The organism is Shewanella ulleungensis (assembly GCF_014648315.1).
Classification (GTDB): domain Bacteria; phylum Pseudomonadota; class Gammaproteobacteria; order Enterobacterales; family Shewanellaceae; genus Shewanella; species Shewanella ulleungensis.
The window spans coordinates 18874-38691 of sequence record NZ_BMQW01000013.1; the positions used below are offsets into that span (position 1 = coordinate 18874).

The following is a 19818-nucleotide window of genomic DNA, read 5'->3' on the forward strand; positions in this document are numbered from 1 at the left end:
CAAATCAATACTTTTAACGTGTATTAATGTCCCAGTTGTTATTGCGATGTGGACAGAATGTCCTATTGTTAATAGGTAAATTGAGATCAAGTTCAAAGTTAATTTTACTTTTTAGTTGGCATCATTATTGCTCTATCTTTAAGTATAGCAATTCAATCACACGTGGCTTATTTAGCGCGTCATCTACTCAGAGGTCAGCATCAATATGCAACATACCGACAAGATATGGCCGATGTATGTGTCACTTAAAAAAGTGCAAGTGCAAACTGGGCGCTGGACATCGGTTCGCTGGGAGCTTGAGCACATGGTGCCAGCAACACAACCCAAACCTGATAATGCGGTGCTAATTCCGCTTGAACTTTATAAAGATCAGCGTGGTAGCTACCGAATTAACCTCGATATGAATAACCCAACGTTATACATAGTGTGCGATGAACTCAGTGATGGTACATGGATACCTGCGATTATCTCTGCCGATCAACACGTGAGTGCCGGCTGTCTAGAATCAGACACGCCTGTATTGAACATTCCGATGCCTAGCGCTATTGCATGTTGGATTGAGGCGTTCATTACTCGCCATGGTGAAGTTGAAATTAGCGCTCATCGTCGTAAACATGTAAATCGTCGTAAAAATGAAGGTCCAAGTGCAAACCGTCCCGGGAATATGCAATGAGCAGTCAAGACGGATTATTGAGTCGTTGGGAATTACGTCGTCAGCGAGTGGCCGCAGAAGCTGAGCAGCAAGCACTTGATACTCAGGCTAATGAATCGCTTGAGCTGGTATCCGAAGCAACAGAGCCTGCAGAACTTGACGATGCGTTACCGGATGTAAGTCCTGAAGAGGAGCCGTTACCCGACCCAAGCACTATTGAAGTGGGCGGTAGTTTTGCCCGATTTATGGCTAAAAATGTTGATCCAACCGCTAAGGCTGCCGCATTGCGCGCCTTATGGAAACAACCACAATACGGTCATATTGACGGTTTATTAGAATATGCATTGGATTACAGCAATCAACCTATTTTGTCTGCTGATGTTTCGGCAGAGTTAGCCAGTAAAGTGTTTCGTTATGTGGTTGAAAAAACAGAGACTGCGGAAGATGAATTGCTTGCTGATTCTGAGGCCGAAATGGCTAGTGATGAAGCAGTGGCAACCCAAATAAGCAGTGAAACAGAATCGACAGAAGTTGATGAGTCGTTAGTCATTACTCAGCAATCGGAAACGTTATCGGCTAACGCCCAAGTACAGGATGATGACCTACTTGAGCCAGTCTTTGCCAGTGATGAGGCTAAAGGCTAACAGACCATATTCAGCCGATATGATATTGATATGTGATCGGTTATGCAGTCAGTCGATTTGCTGAGTTGATATAAATAAAAAGTGTTAATTGCACCGTGAGCCTTGTGATTAACCAGAGACAAAAATCGATATTAGGAACGCAATGAGCATAATAAAAAACCAGCCTATGCTGAAACAAGCTCGGCAACAGGTTATGGCAAGTACCCAGATTTTACAAAATCTGATCCCGCCAACAGTCAGCTATACCACTCAAGGTAATGTGTTAGTCATTGGCCCAGAAGACCTTGCTCGTTTAGCCGCGGACAAATTGTCCACTATGAGTAGCTGTGTCATTTTAGCCAATGAAGCGATTACAAGCCAAGATGAAGCACACCTTGAAGCGGTAATGAATGCTGCTACTCAAGTTGAGAGCTACTACAATAAATTGGTAAGTATTAAAGGCTTTTTAGGTCAATTTCAGGTAAAAGTTGAAGGCGATAATGGTGTCAGTGAACTAAGTGTTGTGGCTATTCGCCAAGCACACTTCGATATCGTGCTCGACTTAAGCCACAGCCCAAGTATTAACTTAGAAATGTTACCACCTGGGTATTTTTACGTTGGCCAAGACAAAGCATTACTGGCAGATGCTCTTGAGCAAATACCTGATTTAGTCGGGCAGTTTGATAAGCCGCGATATGTAAAAGTTAATCACGATATTTGTGCTCATAACAAACATGGCTTGAATGGCTGTAATCGATGTTTAAATTTTTGCCCTGCCGATGCCATTAGCAGCGTAGCGCAAAAAATTGAAATTGATCCTTATCTTTGCCATGGTGCCGGTAGCTGTACTAATGCTTGTCCAACCGGAGCATTAAGTTACGATTTACCTACACCTAAATCATTACATACTTATCTTGAAAAGTTAGTAAGCCGTTATCGCCAGCAAGCACAGACAGCGCCAGTAGTGTTATTTCACGACAACGAAGCCGGTGCTCAGTATATTACCGACGAATTAAGTGGCGATGTGTTACCCGTGGCAATGGAAGAAATTACCGTAGCCAGTATTGATCATTGGATGACCACGTTAGCTTATGGTGCTCGTGAGCTCCTTATTTTAAATACAGCACTGACTGCGCCAACGTTAACGCAAATGCTCAATGGCGAATTAGCGTTAGCGAATCGTATTTTAGATGAAATGGGACAACCACAGCGTATTCGCTTAATTAGCCCAGACGATCTTGCCGATTTATATCCATCATTAGCTATCAGCCTCGCATGGCCTGTGATTATGCCTATGGTTGTTAATCCGGCTGATATAACCCCTACAACTAATGCCAAGCGCAGCTTGTTGTTTCAAGCAATTGACCATCTAAATAGTCAGGCAGCTGCGGTTGATAATGTATTCGCGCTGGCCAATATTCCTTACGGTGTTGTGAACATCAATAGCGACAAATGTACGTTATGTATGTCGTGCGTTGCGACATGTCCTACCCAAGCATTGAAAGATGGTGGGGATACACCTGCACTTAAATTCATTGAGCAAGACTGTGTGCAATGTGGTTTGTGTGAAGCAGCTTGCCCTGAAAAAGTCATTAGTTTAGTGGCTCAAATCAACTTTAATCCACAACAGCGTCAGCAAGTCCAAATACTAAAAGAAGAGCCTCCATTTGAGTGTATTCGTTGCGGTAGCGAATTTGCCACCCAATCTATGATACATAAAATGGTCGAAATGGTCGGCGCGCACAGTGCGTTTAGCGCCAATATAGAACGTTTGAAAATGTGTGGCGATTGCCGTGTAAAAGACATGTTTGAAGACATCCTTGACGATCCAGAAAAGCAATTGCAATAAGAGATCTGCTATGACAGAAACAGTGAGACAAATAAGCGAAAACGACCAATTAAGAGCTGATATTTATCAGTTGTTGGCCGCGCTAATGCGCCGCCAGCCGAGTGCCGAGTTATTGCAGTTTTTAGCTGATTTAGACATAGACGTCGAAGAAGGCAACGCTATGAGCGATGCCTGGATAGCATTGAAGCAAGCAGCACAAAAAAGTGATACCGATACCCTAGAAGATGAATATTTTGCTATTTTCTTAGGCGTTGGCAGCGGTGAGATTATGCCTTATGGCAGTTGGTTTATGACGGGTTCATTAATGGACAAACCTTTAGCTGCATTACGTAGTGACTTAATGCAACTTGGCTTTGAACGTGAAGAAACCGTCAAAGAACCAGAAGATCATGTTGCCGCGTTATGCGAAGTGATGGGCTGTCTTATTTTAGAAGCTCCTGGGTACCGACAATTGGCGTTTTATCAACGTCATATAAGTAGTTGGATTATTCGTTTTTGCAATAATTTAGCTAAAACACCTAGTGCCCATTTTTACGTTGCGGTTGCGCAACTCGCGAATGCCTTTTTTACGGCAGAAGCAAACGAATTTGAACAACTGAGTTTAAACATTCCGGTGAACTGTCCAGGTAGTACTGACCTTGAACCGATTGATGAACAGGCTGTGCAAATTAACTAAACGTGATGGTGGCTGCAATGAGCCTCATCTTTTTATCAACAAGGAGACATTATGAAGAAGCAAGCTTCCGACATGGGTCGTCGCCAAATGCTAAAAGCATTAGCGCTCGGCAGTGCGGCAGGTGCTGTTGCTAGTGTAAGTGCACCCGCACTTGCCCAAGTAACTAAACCGTCTACACAAGAGCCTACGGGCAATAACTACCGCGAAACAGAGCATATTCGTAATTATTATGCTTCGTTAAGTAAATAACAAAGGAGAGTGTGTGATGCGATTAACCCGCAAATCAGACACAGTCGCGACTAAAACAACGTCCGGCTTAGGTCTTAACCGACGTCAATTCCTCAAGTCTGCCAGTTTGGCGACCGGTGGTATTGCCGCAGCATCAATGCTTGGTGCAGGTATGATGCGTAAAGCAGAGGCAAAAGATGTGCCTCATAACGCACCTACAGAAGTGAAAAGAACGATTTGTTCTCATTGTTCTGTTGGTTGTGGTATTTACGCCGAAGTACAAAATGGTGTCTGGACTGGGCAAGAGCCTGCGTTCGATCATCCATTTAACCAAGGTGGACACTGCGCTAAAGGTGCAGCATTACGTGAGCATGGTCACGGTGAAAAACGCTTAAAATACCCAATGAAATTAGAAGGGGGTAAATGGAAGCGTCTATCATGGGAGCAAGCCATCAATGAAGTAGGCGATAAAATGGAAACGATTCGTCAAGAGTCTGGTCCTGATTCAGTTTATTTTATGGGTAGTGCTAAGTTTTCAAACGAACAATCTTATATGTATCGCAAATTAGCGGCAATGTGGGGCACGAATAATATCGACCACTCTGCACGTATTTGTCACTCTACCACTGTAGCCGGTGTTGCAAACACTTGGGGTTACGGTGCGCAAACTAACTCGTTTAATGACATGCGCAACTCAAAGTGCATGATGTTTATTGGTTCTAATCCATGTGAAGCTCACCCAGTGGCGATGCAGCACATTTTGATTGGTAAAGAACGCGGTGCCAAAATCATCGTAGTTGATCCACGCTTTACTCGTACAGCGGCTAAGTCTGATGAATATGTTCATATTCGTCCAGGTACCGACATTCCATTTATTTATGGTCTGTTATGGCACATCTTCGAAAACGGCTGGCAAGATGATTCGTTCATTTCTCAACGTGTATACGGCATGGAACGTATTCAGGAAGAAGTGAAAAAATACACTCCAGAAGAAGTAGAGCATGTTGCTGGTGTGCCAAAAGCGCAAATGTATCGCGTAGCTAAAATGATGGCAGAAACTAAACCTGGCACCATCGTATGGTGTATGGGTGGTACTCAGCATCATATTGGTAATGCTAACACTCGTGCTTACTGTATTTTACAGCTAGCCCTTGGCAACATGGGTATTGAAGGCGGCGGAACAAACATTTTCCGTGGTCACGATAACGTACAGGGTGCAACAGACTTTGGTTTGTTATTTGATAACTTACCAGGCTATTACGGTTTAACGTCAGGTGCATGGGACCATTGGGCCAATGTGTGGGATCTAGAGCCAAGCTGGATTAAAAGTCGTTTCGACCAAGCTCAATACTTAGGCCAAGACCCACAAACCTCAGCAGGTATTCCTTGTTCACGTTGGCACGATGGCGTGTTAGAAGACAAAACTAAGATTGCCCAAAAAGACAATATTCGTCTGGGCTTCTTTTGGGGACAGTCAGTTAACACCGAAACCCGTGGTCGTGAAGTGCGAGAAGCACTCAACAAAATGGACACCATTGTGGTAGTCGATCCATTCCCAACTATGGCCGGTGTTATGCATGAACGCCAAGATGGCGTGTATTTACTACCAGCAGCAACGCAGTTTGAAACCTATGGCTCTGTTTCTGCATCAAACCGATCACTTCAGTGGCGCTCGCAAGTTATTGAACCACTATTTGAGTCTTTACCTGACCACATCATCATGTATAAATTGGCTAAAAAATGGGGCGTTGCAGAGCAATTCTGTAAGCACATCAAAGTCAATGGTGAAGAACCATTAATTGAAGACATCACCCGCGAATTTAACACGGGTATGTGGACGATTGGTTACACAGGCCAAAGCCCAGAACGTTTAAAAATGCACCAAGAAAACTGGGGCACGTTTGACGTTAACTCACTTGAAGCACCTGGCGGCCCAGCCAAAGGTGAAACTTATGGTTTACCTTGGCCTTGTTGGGGCACACCAGAGCAGAAACACCCTGGTACGCAAATTTTATATCGTACTGGCCGTGAAGTTAAAGACGGTGGCGGTAATTTCCGTGCACGTTATGGTGTTGAACATGAAGGTAATAACATTCTTGCTGAAGGCTCTTTCTCGAAAGGGTCTGAAATTCAAGACGGTTATCCAGAGTTTACAGCCGATATGCTTAAGCAGCTTGGCTGGTGGGACGACCTTACAGCGGAAGAAAAAGTAAAAGCAGAAGGGCAAAACTGGAAAACAGATATTTCTGGTGGTATTCAACGTGTGGCAATTAAGCACGGTTGTATTCCTTACGGTAACGCAAAAGCGCGTTGTATTGTATGGAACTTCCCTGATGACATTCCATTACACCGCGAACCGTTATACACCCCTCGTCGTGACTTAGTGGCTAAGTACCCAACTTATGAAGACCGTATGGTGGCGCGTCTACCGACACTTTATAAGTCAATTCAAGACAAGGATTTTGCTACCGACTATCCACTTGCTGTAACAACCGGACGTTTGGTTGAATACGAAGGTGGTGGCGAAGAATCACGTTCAAACCCATGGCTTGCAGAACTACAGCAAGAAATGTTTATCGAGATCAACCCAGCAGATGCTGCAGATCGCGGTTTACGTGATGGTGATGACGTGTTTGTTCACAGCCCAGAAGGGGCAAAAATCACTGTTAAAGCAATGGTGACACCACGTGTTATTGCTGGTGAATGTTTTATGCCGTACCACTTTGCGGGTGTATTTGAAGGCAAGAGCCTAGAGAAAAACTACCCAGAAGGCACTGTACCTTACGTGATTGGCGAATCAGCTAACACCGTAATGACCTATGGCTATGACGTTGTGACTCAGATGCAAGAGACTAAGTCTAGCTTGTGTCAGATCAGCAAAGCCTAAACACTTGATGAGGAGATAAGCCATTATGGCAGTCATGAAATTTCTGTGTGACACCAAACGCTGCATCGAGTGTAACGGTTGCGTCACAGCTTGTAAAAACGAGAACGACTCTGCTTTAGAGTGGGGTATTCAACGTCGCCGCGTGGTGACACTTCACGATGGTGAACCAGGAGAAGCATCAATATCAGTAGCATGTATGCACTGTACCGACGCACCTTGTATGGCGGTATGCCCTGCAGACTGTTTCTACCGTACCGAAGACGGCATAGTGTTACACAATAAAGATACCTGTATCGGTTGTGGATACTGTTTCTATGCTTGTCCGTTTGGTGCACCGCAGTTCCCTAAAAAGACTGCATTTGGTAGCCGTGGCAAAATGGATAAATGTACTTTCTGTGCAGGTGGCCCTGAAGAAGATCATTCTGAAGCAGAGCGCCTCAAATACGGTTCTAACCGTATTGCAGAAGGTAAATTACCAATGTGTGCCGAGTTGTGTTCAACCAAAGCGTTACTAGCGGGCGATGCAGGCATTGTGTCTGACATTTACCGTCAACGTATGGCATCACGCGGTAATCCAAATGTGATTTGGGGCTACAACCCTAAAACCGGCGAAATGATCTAACCAGAGCATGTGCTGCGATTAAGTTCGCAGCCATATAAGGAGTGACAATGTTAACTTTAACGTTAAACAAATCACTGCGCAGGATGTTTGCTCTGTTGGTTCTGTGTATGGGATTGGGGTTGGTTACATCGCCGGTGTATGCCGCGGATGAACAATCTAGCCAGCAACAAGCAAAGTCGAAAACCAGCGATGCAGATCTCTGGCGCGCAGTTAAAGCCGGCGAACCGGGATACAGTACAGATAAAGCCCTAGAAGCCGATGTACTTATCAATGTCGCAGGTAATGAAGGTAAGGCATTGCGAAATACTTATCTAAAACCCGCCATCGGCTTAGCTGTTGTCGGTGTTTTTGCAGCCTTTTTGGTATTTTACTTAGTTAATGGTCCATCAAAACTGAGTAAAGGCTTTTCAGGCAAAATGGTACTTCGATGGAGCAAAGCTGACCTCTGGTTACATTGGGTTATGGCGATATCTTGCCTAACGCTTATGTTAACGGGTTTGGTTATTATGCTAGGTCGGCATTTTCTAGCCCCCTATGTCGGCGACGGCATTTGGGCTGGAGTCATTGCCTTTAGTAAGTTTACCCACGACTGGTCGGGGCCTATTTTCATGGTCTCTTGGTTGTTGTGTATTATTAAGTGGATGCCACTACAAACCTTTAAAATGTATGATTTAAAATGGTTTTTAGTGGTAGGTGGCTACATTAATTTTGGTCCGTTTAAAGGTAAGCATCCAGACAGTGGATTTGCCAATGCGGGTGAAAAAATGTGGTTTTGGACTTTAGCTATTTTTGGTCTTAGCATCAGTGCTACCGGAGTTATGCTAGTGTTCCCTACACTTGAATTGCCACGTGAGCTGTCTATGATTGCCTTACTTATTCACGGTGTAAGCGCGACGATTTTAATCGCATTTACGATTGTGCATATATGGATGGCGACTGTACTCAGCGAAGGCGGTATGGAGTGTATGGTATCAGGCTATTGTGATGAAAACTGGGCTTCGCAGCACCACAATGTGTGGTACAACGAAATCAAAGCCGATGGCACGCTAAAATACAAAGAGTAAGCTTACAGTCGTAGTGTGAATGCACTCGATTATTGTAAATCTAAAACACCTTGTGGGGCGACTCACAAGGTGTTTTTTATTGGATAATAAGCATAAGTCTTATCGATAGTTTCATTTGAATCACTATTCAAAGTCAGTTACTGTTCATCACATGATGACACGACAAAGCGAGTGAAAGTCTTGGCTCGTTATGTGAACACACAATAAGATTAAACATGGTTGCCATTTCTCGAATATTTCTACTGTTTTCATTTTCATTAATCCTGGTTGGCTGTTCTACTATCCAGCCCGATAGTCGTGATCGGATAGGTTTTACTGAGTTTGGCCAAGCTTCATATTATTCAGATATTCACCAAAATAACCAAACTGCCAATGGAGATGTATACCAGCACAATTTTAAAACTGCCGCCCATAAAACGTTACCCTTTGGTGCGAATGTTAAAGTCACTAATATTGCCAATGGTAAAAGTGTTATCGTTAATATTAATGATCGTGGTCCTTTTGTAAAAGGACGGATTATCGATCTATCCAAATCGGCATTCAGCAGTATTAGCAATATTTCGGCAGGGGTAATCGAGGTTAAAATTGAAGTTGTCAGATAGTTTATACTTCTAATGCTTTTTGGAGTAACGCTAGCCAGAGAGCGTTTTGTTCGAATGCATTGATTTATTGCGAAGGGGAATGAGTGAATATTTCAGAGTCACATCAGAAAGAGTTGGCTATTGCTAAGTCATTATTAGAAAACCCTGGTTTGGCGGTCAAAATAACGAATTATATCGGTACACCGATTGAAAAGGGGTTGGCGTTATTACCCGATAACTGGAATAGAAATATCGCTAACGTCACCGAAAAATCACTAATGAAAGCCTCTGAAGCCGCTATCTTTACAATGAAAGACATTCCTGGAGAAGCGTCATCTAATCGTTGGCACAAACTAGGTGTCGCGGTAAGTGGTGGAATGGGGGGATTTTTTGGTTTGGCCGCTATTGCAGTTGAACTTCCGGTTTCAACTTCTATTATGTTGCGTTCTATTGCGGATATTGCCCGCAGTGAAGGTGAATTAATTACCTCTTTAGATACAAAAATGGCCTGTTTAGAAGTGTTTGCTTTAGGCGGCGCGAGTGATTTAGACGATAGCAGTGAATCAGGTTACTTTGCTGTGAGAGCTGCGCTGGCTAAATCGGTGTCAGAAGCGGCTGAGTTTATGGTTAAAAAAGGCATTACCGACGAAGCCGCGCCTCTTTTAGTCAAACTCATCAGTAATATAGCTGAGAAATTTGGCGTACAAGTCACACAAAAAGCTGCAGCTCAAGCCATACCAGCAATAGGCGCAGCCGGTGGTGCGCTCATTAACACTTTGTTTATTGACCACTTTCAAGACATGGCCAGAGGCCATTTTATTGTACGTAAATTAGAGCGGCAATATGGCTATGATACTGTTAGGGATGCATATAACTTATTACCTAAAAATGCGAATTAAGCGTTGTAATCATCAACAAGTATTAACAACAATAGAGGGTATTTATTACGCTTTTAAATAGGGGTATCAAACTAGACCTGGTTGTCTTGACGGCAAAGCATCAAAAGATGAATAAGCCCTAAGTTTAACCCAGAAAAGGAAAGCATCATGACACAAAATGGACCTAATCAACCCGACAATCGTCACGCGGCAACGTCGAATATGCAATCTAACGACAAAGCGGTCAAACGTGAAGCTCGGGAACAAGAAACAACCCCATCAGAAATGGCCTTAACAGGTTCTGAGCGTGAAGCTGTAGCTGAAAATAGCAGCCTTTCGTCGCTGACCGTATACTCAATCATACTCAGAGAAGGGCAAGAAGAATTAGAGCGACCAATGCTATCTTTGTGGTGGTCAGGTATTGCTGCCGGAATCGGTATTTCATCTTCGGTATTAGCGGAAGCAGTTATCCGCAGCAATCTTGGTAGCGATCATCCTTATTTATCTTTGATTGAAAGCCTGGGCTATACCTTTGGCTTTGTTCTGGTGATTTTAGCCAGACTGCAGCTATTTACTGAAAATACCATTACCGTAATTTTGCCGTTATTGGCAAACACCACAAAGCAAAGCCTAGTGAGCACTGCCCGCTTATGGGCTGTGGTGCTAGGAGCTAATTTTGTCGGCACTTTTTTTACAGCCGCTATGGTGGTGCATGGTGGAATATTAACGGAAGATATATTTAGCGCGATATTACAGATATCACGACATGTTGCAGAGTTAACGCCATCTGAATCGTTATTACGTGGTATTCCTGCTGGATTTTTTATTGCGGCATTGGTGTGGATGTTACCTTCTGCAAAAGGATCTGAGTTACTGGTCATCATCATGTTTACCTGGTTAATTGCAGCAGGTGAGTTCACTCATGTTATTGCGGGTTCGAATGAAATATTTACCTTAGTGCTTAATGGGGAGTTAAATTTCTTTACTGCGTGGACACATTACATTGGCCCAACGTTACTTGGTAATATCATTGGTGGCACAGGCTTGTTTGCAATGTTAGCTTATGGTCAAGTTCGCCAAGAAATGTAGTTCGACAGATGAATTAAACGATGTTGTGTTAGATTTAAGTGGCTGGTATTTTACAGTTTTTATTGGTTTATCATTTCTTTGAGTGAGATAGATATGAAGCGTTTTTATTTAGTATTATTGAGCCTATTTACAGTGTTTGCACCTGCATTTGCTGCAGAATCCGTTAAATATAATAAAGAGTTGGATGGGTTTAATTATCCATTTGAGGTACAGACGTTTAATTTTAACTCGCAAAGCAAAGATTTAGCGATGCGCTATATGGATGTGGGCGCTAAAGACGCTAAGAAAGTTATTGTACTGTTACACGGCAAAAACTTCTCCGGCTACTACTGGGAGCAGGTTGCAAATGATCTACTAGCCAAGGGTTATAGAGTCATTATTCCTGATCAAATTGGCTTTGGTAAATCAACCAAACCGGAGTTTTATCAATACAGTTTTGGTCAATTAGCCTTAAATACTAAGTCGTTATTAGACAGCTTACATATTAATAAGTTTGATCTTGTTGGTCACTCTATGGGTGGTATGTTAGCGACAACTTTTGCGGTTAATTACCCAAGTGCAATTAATAAGCTTATTTTGATTAACCCAATTGGGTTAGAAGATTACAGTCGATATGTGCAATTTAAAGACGTTAACTTTTTCTATAAAAATGAGCTAGCCGCCAGTGTCGATAAAGCAAGAAACTACCAAAAAGCCAATTATTACGATGGAAAATGGTCTGATGAATACGAGAAATTATTAGTGCCCATGCAAGGGATGTTGGCAGGCGAAGATTGGCCTATTGTTGCTTGGAATAATGCATTAACTTACGGCCCGATTTTTTCAGAAAACGTCGTCGATAGATTTTCGCAAATAACCAGTGAAACGGTACTCATAATCGGTACTCGAGACCAAACTGGCCCTGGTCGCGGTTGGCTCAAAGAGGGTGTTACTAGAACATTAGGTGATTACAAAAAGCTTGGCGTTAATGCTCATCAGTTAATTAAAGGCTCGACATTAATTGAACTTGAAGGGCTTGGCCACATGCCGCAAATTGAAGATTATGAAGTCTTTACTAAAGCGTTTAATCAAGCGCTGAGTAAATAACATAACAGGGTTGTTTGACTGAAAATAATGGCCAACCTACAGACACCTCGAACTTTAGGGCTCGGGGTGTTTTTTATTAATTAATACCACCCAGAGCTTATGTTCTTATTCATGTTTGATAGCATGCTCTGCCGAGCTTTGTCGATTTTACGCAATGTTACTTTTTTAGCCTGTCATCAATGTGATCTATAAGTTATTTCTTGTTATTCGTATCAATAATCTTGCTCATTCTTAATGTAGATCAACTAATCCTCCTCTTGCCCCTCTTATTATCGCTGCGAAATTTAAATACTGAGCTTAGGCAAGGTGTTACGTTTATTTTTATAACAATTATGCAGCATTTGTAGTGTGTTACAGCAAGCATATATTTCGATGGAGATTACATGAGTAAGCAACAACCTGATCTGAATCGCAGATCTTTGCTGAAAGCTATCACTATAGGTAGTACAGCAGGCGTCGCGATTGCCGCGACAGGCATTAAGGTTGCCAACGCAACAGAGCAAAGTGCAAGCACTTCTCACATTAAAGGCTATCAAGAAACAGCCCATATTCGCAGTTATTACGATAGCTTACGCGGCTAGTTTAGGAGATTTTAAGCGATGAAATTAACTCGCAAGTCAGATACGGCTGCTACCAATAATGCTTCTAATAAGCTTGGTATTAATCGTCGTCAGTTTATGAAGCAAATGGGTGTTGCGACTGGTGGTATTGCCGCAGCGTCTATGATGGGTACTGGTATGATCCGCCGCGCTGAAGCGAAAGATGTACCACACAATGCTCCAACAGAAATCAAACGTACAATATGCAGTGCATGTGCCGTGGGTTGTGGATTATACGCTGAAGTTCAAAATGGTGTATGGACAGGCCAAGAACCAGCATTTGATCATCCATTTAATGCAGGAGGTCATTGTGCTAAAGGTGCTGCGTTACGTGAGCATGGCCACGGTGAAAAACGTCTAAAATACCCAATGAAATTAGTGGGTGGAAAGTGGAAAAAAATCTCTTGGGATCAAGCTTTTAATGAAGTTGGTGACAAGATGATGGATATTCGCAATGAGTCTGGTCCAGATTCTGTTTACTTTATGGGGAGCGCTAAGTTTTCGAACGAAGGCTGTTACATGTATCGTAAACTTGCAGCAATGTGGGGGACAAACAATGTCGACCATTCTGCACGTATTTGTCACTCTACCACGGTAGCCGGTGTTGCTAACACTTGGGGCTATGGTGCGCAAACGAACTCTTTTAATGATATCCAAAATGCGAATGCAATCTTTTTTATCGGTGCTAATCCTGCTGAGGCGCATCCGGTTGCAATGCAACATATCTTAATCGCCAAAGAAAAAAATAACGCCAAAATCGTAGTCGTTGATCCGCGTTTCTCACGTACTGCTGCGCATGCTGATCTACATTGCGGTCTACGTCCTGGTACTGACATTCCATTTATTTACGGGATGTTATGGCACATTTTTGAAAACGGCTGGGAAGATAAAAACTTTATCAAAGAGCGTGTTTTCGAAATGGAATCAATTCGCGCCGAAGTGAAGAAGTTTCCTCCTAAGGAAGTGGCACACATTACTGGTTGTAGCGAAGACGAAGTCTATCAAGCCGCTAAAATCATGGCAGAAAACCGTCCAGGTACTGTTATCTGGTGTATGGGGGGAACTCAACATCACGTAGGTAATGCCAACACTCGTGCTTATTGTATTTTACAGCTTGCACTTGGCAACATGGGTGTATCTGGCGGTGGTACTAACATTTTCCGTGGCCACGATAACGTGCAAGGTGCGACCGATTTAGGTTTGTTATTTGATAACTTACCAGGTTACTACGGATTAACCTCTGGCGCCTGGGACCATTGGACCAACGTTTGGAGTTTAGATTTAAATTGGGTTAAATCGCGTTTTGACCAAAACGAATACTTAGGCAGTGTACCAATGAATACTCCAGGTATTCCTTGCTCTCGCTGGCACGACGGCGTATTAGAAAACCCTGAAAAATTAGCCCAACGAGATCGTGTGCGAATGGCTTTCTTTTGGGGGCAGTCAGTTAATACTGAAACTCGTCAATCTGATGTACGCGATGCATTAGATAAACTGGAAACTGTCGTCGTTGTCGATCCATTTCCTACCATGGCCGGTGTGATGCATCGTCGTCAAGATGGCGTGTATTTATTGCCTGCTGCGACTCAGTTTGAAACTGAAGGTTCAGTGTCAAACTCAGGACGTAGCCAGCAATGGCGTGAAAAAGTTATTGAGCCTTTATTTGAGTCGAAAACTGACCTTGAAATCATGTATCGCTTATCGCAAAAACTAGGCTTTGATAAAGAGTACACCAAGCGTATCGCCAAAGATGCTAGCGACATGTTAGTGATTGAAGACATTACTCGAGAAATTAACCGCGGCATGTGGACTATTGGTATGTCTGGCCAAAGCCCTGAGCGTCTTAAACAACATACCCAAAACTGGGGCTTGTTTAGCAATAAGACCTTAGAAGCGCTTGGTGGCGAGCTTAAAGGCGAAACTTACGGTTTACCTTGGCCATGTTGGGGCACGCCAGAGCAGAAACACCCAGGCACCCAAATTTTGTATGACACAAGCAAGCATGTGCTGCAGGGTGGCGGTAACTTCCGTGCTCGTTATGGTGTTGAATACCTTGGAGAAAATTTATTAGCCGAAGGCAGTTTCTCTTTAGGTTCTGAAATTGAAGATGGTTATCCAGAATTTACGGCAGACATGCTTAAACAGCTTGGCTGGTGGGATGATCTCACCACTGAAGAAAAGCAACATGCAGAAGGTCAAAACTGGAAAACCGATATTTCAGGTGGTATTCAGCGCGTGGCGATGAAGCATGGTTGTATTCCTTACGGTAACGCAAAAGCACGTTGTATCGTGTGGAACTTCCCTGATCAAGTGCCTATTCACCGCGAACCGTTATACACGCCGCGTCGCGATCTAGTGTCCAAGTATCCTACTTATAATGACATGCAAGTACACCGTTTGCCGACCTTGTACAAATCGATTCAAGAGCGTGATAGTTCGGCTAAATATCCACTGGTACTAACATCTGGCCGTTTAGTTGAGTATGAAGGTGGTGGCGAAGAATCACGCTCTAACCCTTGGCTTGCTGAACTGCAGCAACAAATGTTTGTTGAAATTAGTCCAGCTGATGCAGCTGACCGCGGTTTACGTGATGGTGACACGGTATGGCTTGAAGGTGCTGAGGGTGGCCGAATTAAGATTAAAGCTATGGTTACGCCACGTGTTAAGCCTGGTGTTACTTGGATGCCATATCACTTTGCCGGTGTTATGCACGGGGAAAGTTTAGCGGCTAACTATCCAGAAGGCACAGTGCCTTACGTTATCGGTGAATCGGCTAACACTGCATTGACTTATGGTTATGACCCAGTGACTCAAATGCAAGAAACCAAAGCATCACTTTGTCAGATTGAAAAAGCGTAATTGCAGTTAAGCTAGGAGAATTGCCAATATGGCTACAATGAAATTTTTATGTGATACCAAGCGCTGCATTGAATGTAATGGCTGTGTCACTGCATGTAAAAACGAAAACGACTCTGCACTAGAGTGGGGTATTCAGCGTCGTCGCGTAGTGACAATTAACGACGGTGTACCAGGTGAAGCTTCTATTTCAGTGGCGTGTATGCACTGTACTGACGCACCTTGTATGGCGGTATGTCCTACAGATTGTTTCTACCGTACCGAAGACGGCATCGTACTACACAATAAAGATACCTGTATCGGATGTGGATATTGTTTTTATGCGTGTCCTTTTGGCGCACCTCAGTTTCCACAACAGTCAACGTTTGGTGGCCGTGGAAAAATGGATAAATGTACTTTCTGCGCGGGCGGCCCTGAAGAAGATCATTCAGAAGCTGAACGTCTCAAATACGGATCTAACCGTATTGCAGAAGGTAAGTTGCCAATGTGTGCTGAGTTATGTGCAACTAAATCGTTGCTTGCGGGTGATGCCGGTGTGGTATCAAATATCTACCGTGAGCGTGTTGCTTCTCGTGGGTCTAACAAGGCGATTTGGGGTTAATTCTCTGTTGCTAAGTTAGTTTCCAAGTGTTGCTAGGTATTCAAGATATTGAGCATCTAGCGACATCAAAAGGATGTAACATGAAAAAAATACTAATCGCGTTATCTGTAGCGCTGAGTTTACTATTTTGTGGTTTTGCCCTGGCAAATACCGCAGAAGAGCCAAGTTCAGCCAATGAGCTAATGTGGACGCAGGTAAAAGAGGGGGCTCAAGGCGTTACTACGTCTAAAGGCCAGGCTCATAACCAGCTAATTAATACCTACGATATGCGTGTTTTTCAGCTACGTAGCGATTTACTAGCACCCGCCATTATGGCTGCGTTGTTCGGCATGATTATCGTGTTTGTGTTGTTTATTAAAGTAAATGGCATTTCAAAATTACACGGTGGTTTTTCTGGAAAAATGGTACATCGTTGGTCAAAGTTTGATGTCAGTATTCACTGGTTGGGTGCAATACCTTGCTTATTACTGATTTTAACCGGGTTAACTTTGTTAGCGGGCCGTTTCTTTTTCCACCCATATTTGAGTGAAGGCTTGTGGGCTGGATTAATTAATGCCGCTAAATTAGTGCATGACTACATGGCTATTCCATTTATGTTCGGTTGGTTACTAATGACCGTACTTTGGGCTAAAAATCAAATGCCAAAAATGTACGACATCAAGTGGATGATCGTTGTGGGTGGTTATATTAATTTTGGTCCATTTAAAGGTAAACACCCTGACGCAGGATTTGCTAACGCCGGTGAAAAATTATGGTTTTGGACGTTTGCGCTATTTGGTCTAGTGATTTGTGCCTCAGGCATGTTGTTACTGTTCCCAAATATATTTGAACCAAGCCGTACCTTGAGCTTAATAGCTTTAGTGCTTCACTCTGTGAGCGCCATTATCATTACAGCATTCTCTATCGTGCATATCTTTATGGCGACAGTTATGTCTGAAGGCGGTATGGAGTGCATGGTATCTGGCTACTGCGACGAAAACTGGGCCACACAACATCACAATTTGTGGTTTGATGAGATCAAACAAAATGGCACCTTAACTTACAAAAAGTAAATTAATGCCATATCACCTGTTAAACACCTTATTGGGCAACTGATAAGGTGTTTTTATTTATGCCTAAGAAAGAGGCTTCATCATTATTGATTAATAATGGCTTTATGCACTATCTTGAAACACTGCGTATCGCACAAACCATTAACTTTCCGGGTAAACGATATTTTTAAGGGAGAAGCAAGCATATGGATTATGTTTATTTAGCTTATCTGCATTTAGCCACGGTGGTGCCGGCTTTTTTGATTGGTACCTATTTACTGCTCGTCAAAAAAGGGACGCCTAAACACAAATCATTAGGTAAAATTTATATGCTGTCGATGTTGTTTACCGCCATGGTGTCTTTGTTTATGCCTGCGCAATTAGGCTCGCTATTTTTTAATCATTTTGGTTACATACATTTACTCAGCCTATTAACACTTTACGCGGTACCAGCGGGGTATTTTTATATTAGAAAAGGTAATGTTAATGGCCATAAACGCAGCATGATTGTGTTGTATTGCGGAGGGTTAATTGTTGCGGGAACATTTGCGGTTATGCCGGGTCGGTTATTACATAGTTGGTTAGTGGGATAAAGAGAGGGCATTATGACTTACCAATTTATTGAAGGTACGGTAGACGATATCGTCGCGGTACTTGCATTCGTACCTGAGTTTGGCAATAGCATTAAGGCAACCACAATTGCCGAGCGTCTTGCAGGTAAAAGCGCTTTAATTTTAGTGGCTAAGTACAATAAAACGCCTATTGGTTTTAAAGTGGGCTACTCGCTCAATCATGATGAGTTTTACAGTTGGCTTGGCGGTGTTACACCACAGCACAGAGAAATGAAAGTCGCTTCTCAGTTGCGCCAGATGCAAGAGTCTTGGGCTGTTGCGCAAGGATTTAAAGCGATTAAGGTTAAGTCCATGAATCAGTTTCCCAACATGTTACATATGCTTATTGCCAGTGGTTATCATATCTGTGGTTATGACAATAATGGTTCAACAATGAATAGCAAAATCGCCTTTATAAAAAACATCGCACAGGCATAAGATTCATCTCTTAATGGTATGACTTCTGTGCATGATGATATTTATTGCTGCTCGGTTTTAACTTGCTCATGTAGAATGCCGTTATTGCGTTTTTAATTTTTGGGCTTTTTCTATGCAAATCAATCGTGTACTTCTAATCGCAGTCGGTAGTGTATTGCTGGCAATGGTGACGATTCAGTCTGGTGCCTCATTAGCAAAACAACTTTTCCCTATTGTAGGGCCAGAAGGTACCACGGCGTTACGTTTAGGCTTTGCTGCTGCAGTATTGTGGTTAGTATTCCGTCCTTGGCGTGCACTGCCTAAGGGCCGTGATTGGCAAAGCATTATTATTTATGGGCTGTTCCTTGGTGGAATGAATATTTTATTTTATCTGGCTATTGAACGTATCCCCCTAGGAATTGCCGTCGCTCTAGAATTTACCGGGCCTTTAGCTGTGGCATTATTTAGCTCTAAGCGTAAAAGTGATTTGTTTTGGGTTGCTTGCGCCATAGCAGGAATTTTGTTGCTGATGCCAAGCTTGTCTAGTGCACAAGGGCTTGATTTAGTCGGTGCATTAATGGCTTTAGGCGCTGGAGCTTGTTGGGCCGGGTATATTTTATTTGGTACTCGTACAGGCAAGCAAGCCTCTGGTGGTATTACTGTTGCGTTAGGGATGACTGTCGCTGCAGTGGTATTGGTCCCAGTGGGGGCTGTTACCCAAGGTTTAGCGTTGCTGAGCTGGGATGTGTTGCCACTTGGCTTATTAGTTGGGGTGTTATCAAGTGCATTACCCTATTCATTAGAGATGGTCGCGCTGCGTAATATGCCCACTCAGACCTTTAGTGTACTTATGAGTTTAGAGCCGGCAATTGCTGCCTTGGCTGGATTTGTTATTTTAAGTGAGCAATTAACCGTACTTCAGTGGTCTGCAATTGGTTTAGTGATACTTGCTTCAATAGGAAGTAGCTTCACCCCTAAAAAAGCAGTCGAGATGGGTGTGTAGCATTATTTTTGTTAGCTTATGGTATGTAAAATGAAAAGTTGGTTATTGTTAAGTGTAGCTATTTTAACGGAAGTGGTAGCCACCTCCGCGCTTAAAGCCAGTGACGGTTTTACTAAAATTGCGCCTTCAGTTTTGGTTATTATTGGCTATGTGTTGTCTTTTTACTTTCTTTCTCTTGCATTAAAAGGGATCCCGGTCGGCGTCGCTTATGCCACATGGGCAGGCCTTGGAATTGTATTAATTACCCTGATAGCGTGGGTGTTGTACGGTCAAAAATTAGATTTAGGCGCACTAGTTGGTATGGGGTTTATTCTGATAGGTGTGGTGATAATGAATTTATTTTCTAATGTGACTCCGCATTAGCGTAAAAAAGACAGGCTAATCAAAAAGGGCTTAACAATGTATGTCATTGTTAAGCCCTTTTTAGTTGGGGTTAAGTCGAAGCAACCAAATGTTGCTTCGATT

General features: G+C 43.0%; 20 protein-coding genes. All 20 read left to right on the forward strand.

Going from position 1 to position 19818, the window contains the following annotated elements; translation table 11 throughout:
- The first annotated feature begins 205 nt into the window (after nucleotides 1–205).
- Complete coding sequence (locus IEY40_RS18025; RefSeq protein WP_188958666.1) at nucleotides 206–673, forward strand: DUF3305 domain-containing protein; 468 nt, start codon at nucleotides 206–208, stop codon at nucleotides 671–673.
- Nucleotides 670–1296: a DUF3306 domain-containing protein gene (locus IEY40_RS18030; RefSeq protein ID WP_188958669.1), complete on the forward strand. Its 627-nt coding sequence runs from the start codon at nucleotides 670–672 to the stop codon at nucleotides 1294–1296. Before IEY40_RS18025 ends, IEY40_RS18030 begins: the two co-directional genes overlap by 4 nt.
- A 142-nt stretch (nucleotides 1297–1438) precedes the next feature.
- The gene (locus IEY40_RS18035; RefSeq protein WP_188958671.1) at nucleotides 1439–3124 is read left to right on the forward strand and encodes a 4Fe-4S binding protein; all 1686 of its coding nucleotides are present in this window, start codon (nucleotides 1439–1441) and stop codon (nucleotides 3122–3124) included.
- Nucleotides 3125–3134: 10 nt separating this feature from the next.
- Complete coding sequence (locus IEY40_RS18040; RefSeq protein ID WP_188958673.1) at nucleotides 3135–3800, forward strand: TorD/DmsD family molecular chaperone; 666 nt, start codon at nucleotides 3135–3137, stop codon at nucleotides 3798–3800.
- A gap of 51 nt (nucleotides 3801–3851) precedes the next feature.
- Nucleotides 3852–4049, forward strand: coding sequence for a formate dehydrogenase (locus IEY40_RS18045; RefSeq protein ID WP_188958675.1), 198 nt, complete (start codon nucleotides 3852–3854; stop codon nucleotides 4047–4049).
- 16 nt (nucleotides 4050–4065) lie between these two features.
- Nucleotides 4066–6915 carry a formate dehydrogenase subunit alpha gene (locus tag IEY40_RS18050; protein ID WP_188958806.1) on the forward strand — a complete coding sequence of 950 codons (2850 nt, stop codon included), beginning with the start codon at nucleotides 4066–4068 and terminating at the stop codon, nucleotides 6913–6915.
- Nucleotides 6916–6940: 25 nt separating this feature from the next.
- Nucleotides 6941–7537, forward strand: coding sequence for a formate dehydrogenase FDH3 subunit beta (fdh3B, locus tag IEY40_RS18055; RefSeq protein WP_188958678.1), 597 nt, complete (start codon nucleotides 6941–6943; stop codon nucleotides 7535–7537).
- Between the two features lie 47 nt (nucleotides 7538–7584).
- Nucleotides 7585–8601 (forward strand): formate dehydrogenase subunit gamma, encoded by a 1017-nt coding sequence (locus IEY40_RS18060; protein WP_188958680.1) that lies wholly within the window; start codon nucleotides 7585–7587, stop codon nucleotides 8599–8601.
- A 215-nt stretch (nucleotides 8602–8816) separates the two neighbouring features.
- Nucleotides 8817–9203, forward strand: coding sequence for a septal ring lytic transglycosylase RlpA family protein (locus IEY40_RS18065; protein WP_188958682.1), 387 nt, complete (start codon nucleotides 8817–8819; stop codon nucleotides 9201–9203).
- 83 nt (nucleotides 9204–9286) lie between these two features.
- Nucleotides 9287–10081 (forward strand): EcsC family protein, encoded by a 795-nt coding sequence (locus IEY40_RS18070; protein WP_188958684.1) that lies wholly within the window; start codon nucleotides 9287–9289, stop codon nucleotides 10079–10081.
- 147 nt (nucleotides 10082–10228) lie between these two features.
- Nucleotides 10229–11149: a formate/nitrite transporter family protein gene (locus IEY40_RS18075; RefSeq protein WP_188958686.1), complete on the forward strand. Its 921-nt coding sequence runs from the start codon at nucleotides 10229–10231 to the stop codon at nucleotides 11147–11149.
- A gap of 93 nt (nucleotides 11150–11242) precedes the next feature.
- Nucleotides 11243–12235: an alpha/beta fold hydrolase gene (locus IEY40_RS18080; RefSeq protein ID WP_188958689.1), complete on the forward strand. Its 993-nt coding sequence runs from the start codon at nucleotides 11243–11245 to the stop codon at nucleotides 12233–12235.
- 383 nt (nucleotides 12236–12618) lie between these two features.
- Nucleotides 12619–12816 carry a formate dehydrogenase gene (locus tag IEY40_RS18085; protein WP_188958691.1) on the forward strand — a complete coding sequence of 66 codons (198 nt, stop codon included), beginning with the start codon at nucleotides 12619–12621 and terminating at the stop codon, nucleotides 12814–12816.
- A gap of 18 nt (nucleotides 12817–12834) precedes the next feature.
- Entirely contained in the window at nucleotides 12835–15693 is a 2859-nt protein-coding gene (locus IEY40_RS18090; protein ID WP_188958693.1) for a formate dehydrogenase subunit alpha, read from the forward strand.
- A 28-nt stretch (nucleotides 15694–15721) separates the two neighbouring features.
- A complete protein-coding gene (gene fdh3B / locus IEY40_RS18095) occupies nucleotides 15722–16291 on the forward strand; it encodes a formate dehydrogenase FDH3 subunit beta (protein WP_188958694.1) in 570 nt (189 codons plus the stop codon).
- An 80-nt stretch (nucleotides 16292–16371) separates the two neighbouring features.
- A complete protein-coding gene (locus IEY40_RS18100) occupies nucleotides 16372–17343 on the forward strand; it encodes a formate dehydrogenase subunit gamma (RefSeq protein WP_188958695.1) in 972 nt (323 codons plus the stop codon).
- A gap of 185 nt (nucleotides 17344–17528) precedes the next feature.
- Entirely contained in the window at nucleotides 17529–17915 is a 387-nt protein-coding gene (locus IEY40_RS18105) for a DUF2306 domain-containing protein (RefSeq protein ID WP_188958696.1), read from the forward strand.
- 12 nt (nucleotides 17916–17927) lie between these two features.
- Nucleotides 17928–18371 (forward strand): GNAT family N-acetyltransferase, encoded by a 444-nt coding sequence (locus IEY40_RS18110; RefSeq protein ID WP_188958699.1) that lies wholly within the window; start codon nucleotides 17928–17930, stop codon nucleotides 18369–18371.
- A 112-nt stretch (nucleotides 18372–18483) separates the two neighbouring features.
- Nucleotides 18484–19353 carry an EamA family transporter gene (locus tag IEY40_RS18115; protein ID WP_188958701.1) on the forward strand — a complete coding sequence of 290 codons (870 nt, stop codon included), beginning with the start codon at nucleotides 18484–18486 and terminating at the stop codon, nucleotides 19351–19353.
- Between the two features lie 30 nt (nucleotides 19354–19383).
- Nucleotides 19384–19716, forward strand: a complete 333-nt coding sequence (locus tag IEY40_RS18120; protein WP_188958703.1) for a DMT family transporter — start codon at nucleotides 19384–19386, stop codon at nucleotides 19714–19716.
- Nucleotides 19717–19818 lie beyond the last annotated feature (102 nt).

Bases quoted from the DNA above. Each gene is read 5' to 3' on its own strand.
- IEY40_RS18040 (WP_188958673.1), top strand. From the start codon at position 3,135: ATGACAGAAACAGTGAGACAAATAAGCGAAAACGACCAATTAAGAGCT.
- IEY40_RS18090 (WP_188958693.1), top strand. From the start codon at position 12,835: ATGAAATTAACTCGCAAGTCAGATACGGCTGCTACCAATAATGCTTCT.
- IEY40_RS18115 (WP_188958701.1), top strand. From the start codon at position 18,484: ATGCAAATCAATCGTGTACTTCTAATCGCAGTCGGTAGTGTATTGCTG.
- IEY40_RS18030 (WP_188958669.1), top strand. From the start codon at position 670: ATGAGCAGTCAAGACGGATTATTGAGTCGTTGGGAATTACGTCGTCAG.
- IEY40_RS18100 (WP_188958695.1), top strand. From the start codon at position 16,372: ATGAAAAAAATACTAATCGCGTTATCTGTAGCGCTGAGTTTACTATTT.
- IEY40_RS18120 (WP_188958703.1), top strand. From the start codon at position 19,384: ATGAAAAGTTGGTTATTGTTAAGTGTAGCTATTTTAACGGAAGTGGTA.
- fdh3B (WP_188958678.1), top strand. From the start codon at position 6,941: ATGGCAGTCATGAAATTTCTGTGTGACACCAAACGCTGCATCGAGTGT.
- IEY40_RS18060 (WP_188958680.1), top strand. From the start codon at position 7,585: ATGTTAACTTTAACGTTAAACAAATCACTGCGCAGGATGTTTGCTCTG.
- IEY40_RS18105 (WP_188958696.1), top strand. From the start codon at position 17,529: ATGGATTATGTTTATTTAGCTTATCTGCATTTAGCCACGGTGGTGCCG.
- IEY40_RS18035 (WP_188958671.1), top strand. From the start codon at position 1,439: ATGAGCATAATAAAAAACCAGCCTATGCTGAAACAAGCTCGGCAACAG.
- IEY40_RS18065 (WP_188958682.1), top strand. From the start codon at position 8,817: ATGGTTGCCATTTCTCGAATATTTCTACTGTTTTCATTTTCATTAATC.
- IEY40_RS18075 (WP_188958686.1), top strand. From the start codon at position 10,229: ATGACACAAAATGGACCTAATCAACCCGACAATCGTCACGCGGCAACG.
- IEY40_RS18050 (WP_188958806.1), top strand. From the start codon at position 4,066: ATGCGATTAACCCGCAAATCAGACACAGTCGCGACTAAAACAACGTCC.
- IEY40_RS18025 (WP_188958666.1), top strand. From the start codon at position 206: ATGCAACATACCGACAAGATATGGCCGATGTATGTGTCACTTAAAAAA.
- fdh3B (WP_188958694.1), top strand. From the start codon at position 15,722: ATGGCTACAATGAAATTTTTATGTGATACCAAGCGCTGCATTGAATGT.
- IEY40_RS18110 (WP_188958699.1), top strand. From the start codon at position 17,928: ATGACTTACCAATTTATTGAAGGTACGGTAGACGATATCGTCGCGGTA.
- IEY40_RS18085 (WP_188958691.1), top strand. From the start codon at position 12,619: ATGAGTAAGCAACAACCTGATCTGAATCGCAGATCTTTGCTGAAAGCT.
- IEY40_RS18080 (WP_188958689.1), top strand. From the start codon at position 11,243: ATGAAGCGTTTTTATTTAGTATTATTGAGCCTATTTACAGTGTTTGCA.
- IEY40_RS18045 (WP_188958675.1), top strand. From the start codon at position 3,852: ATGAAGAAGCAAGCTTCCGACATGGGTCGTCGCCAAATGCTAAAAGCA.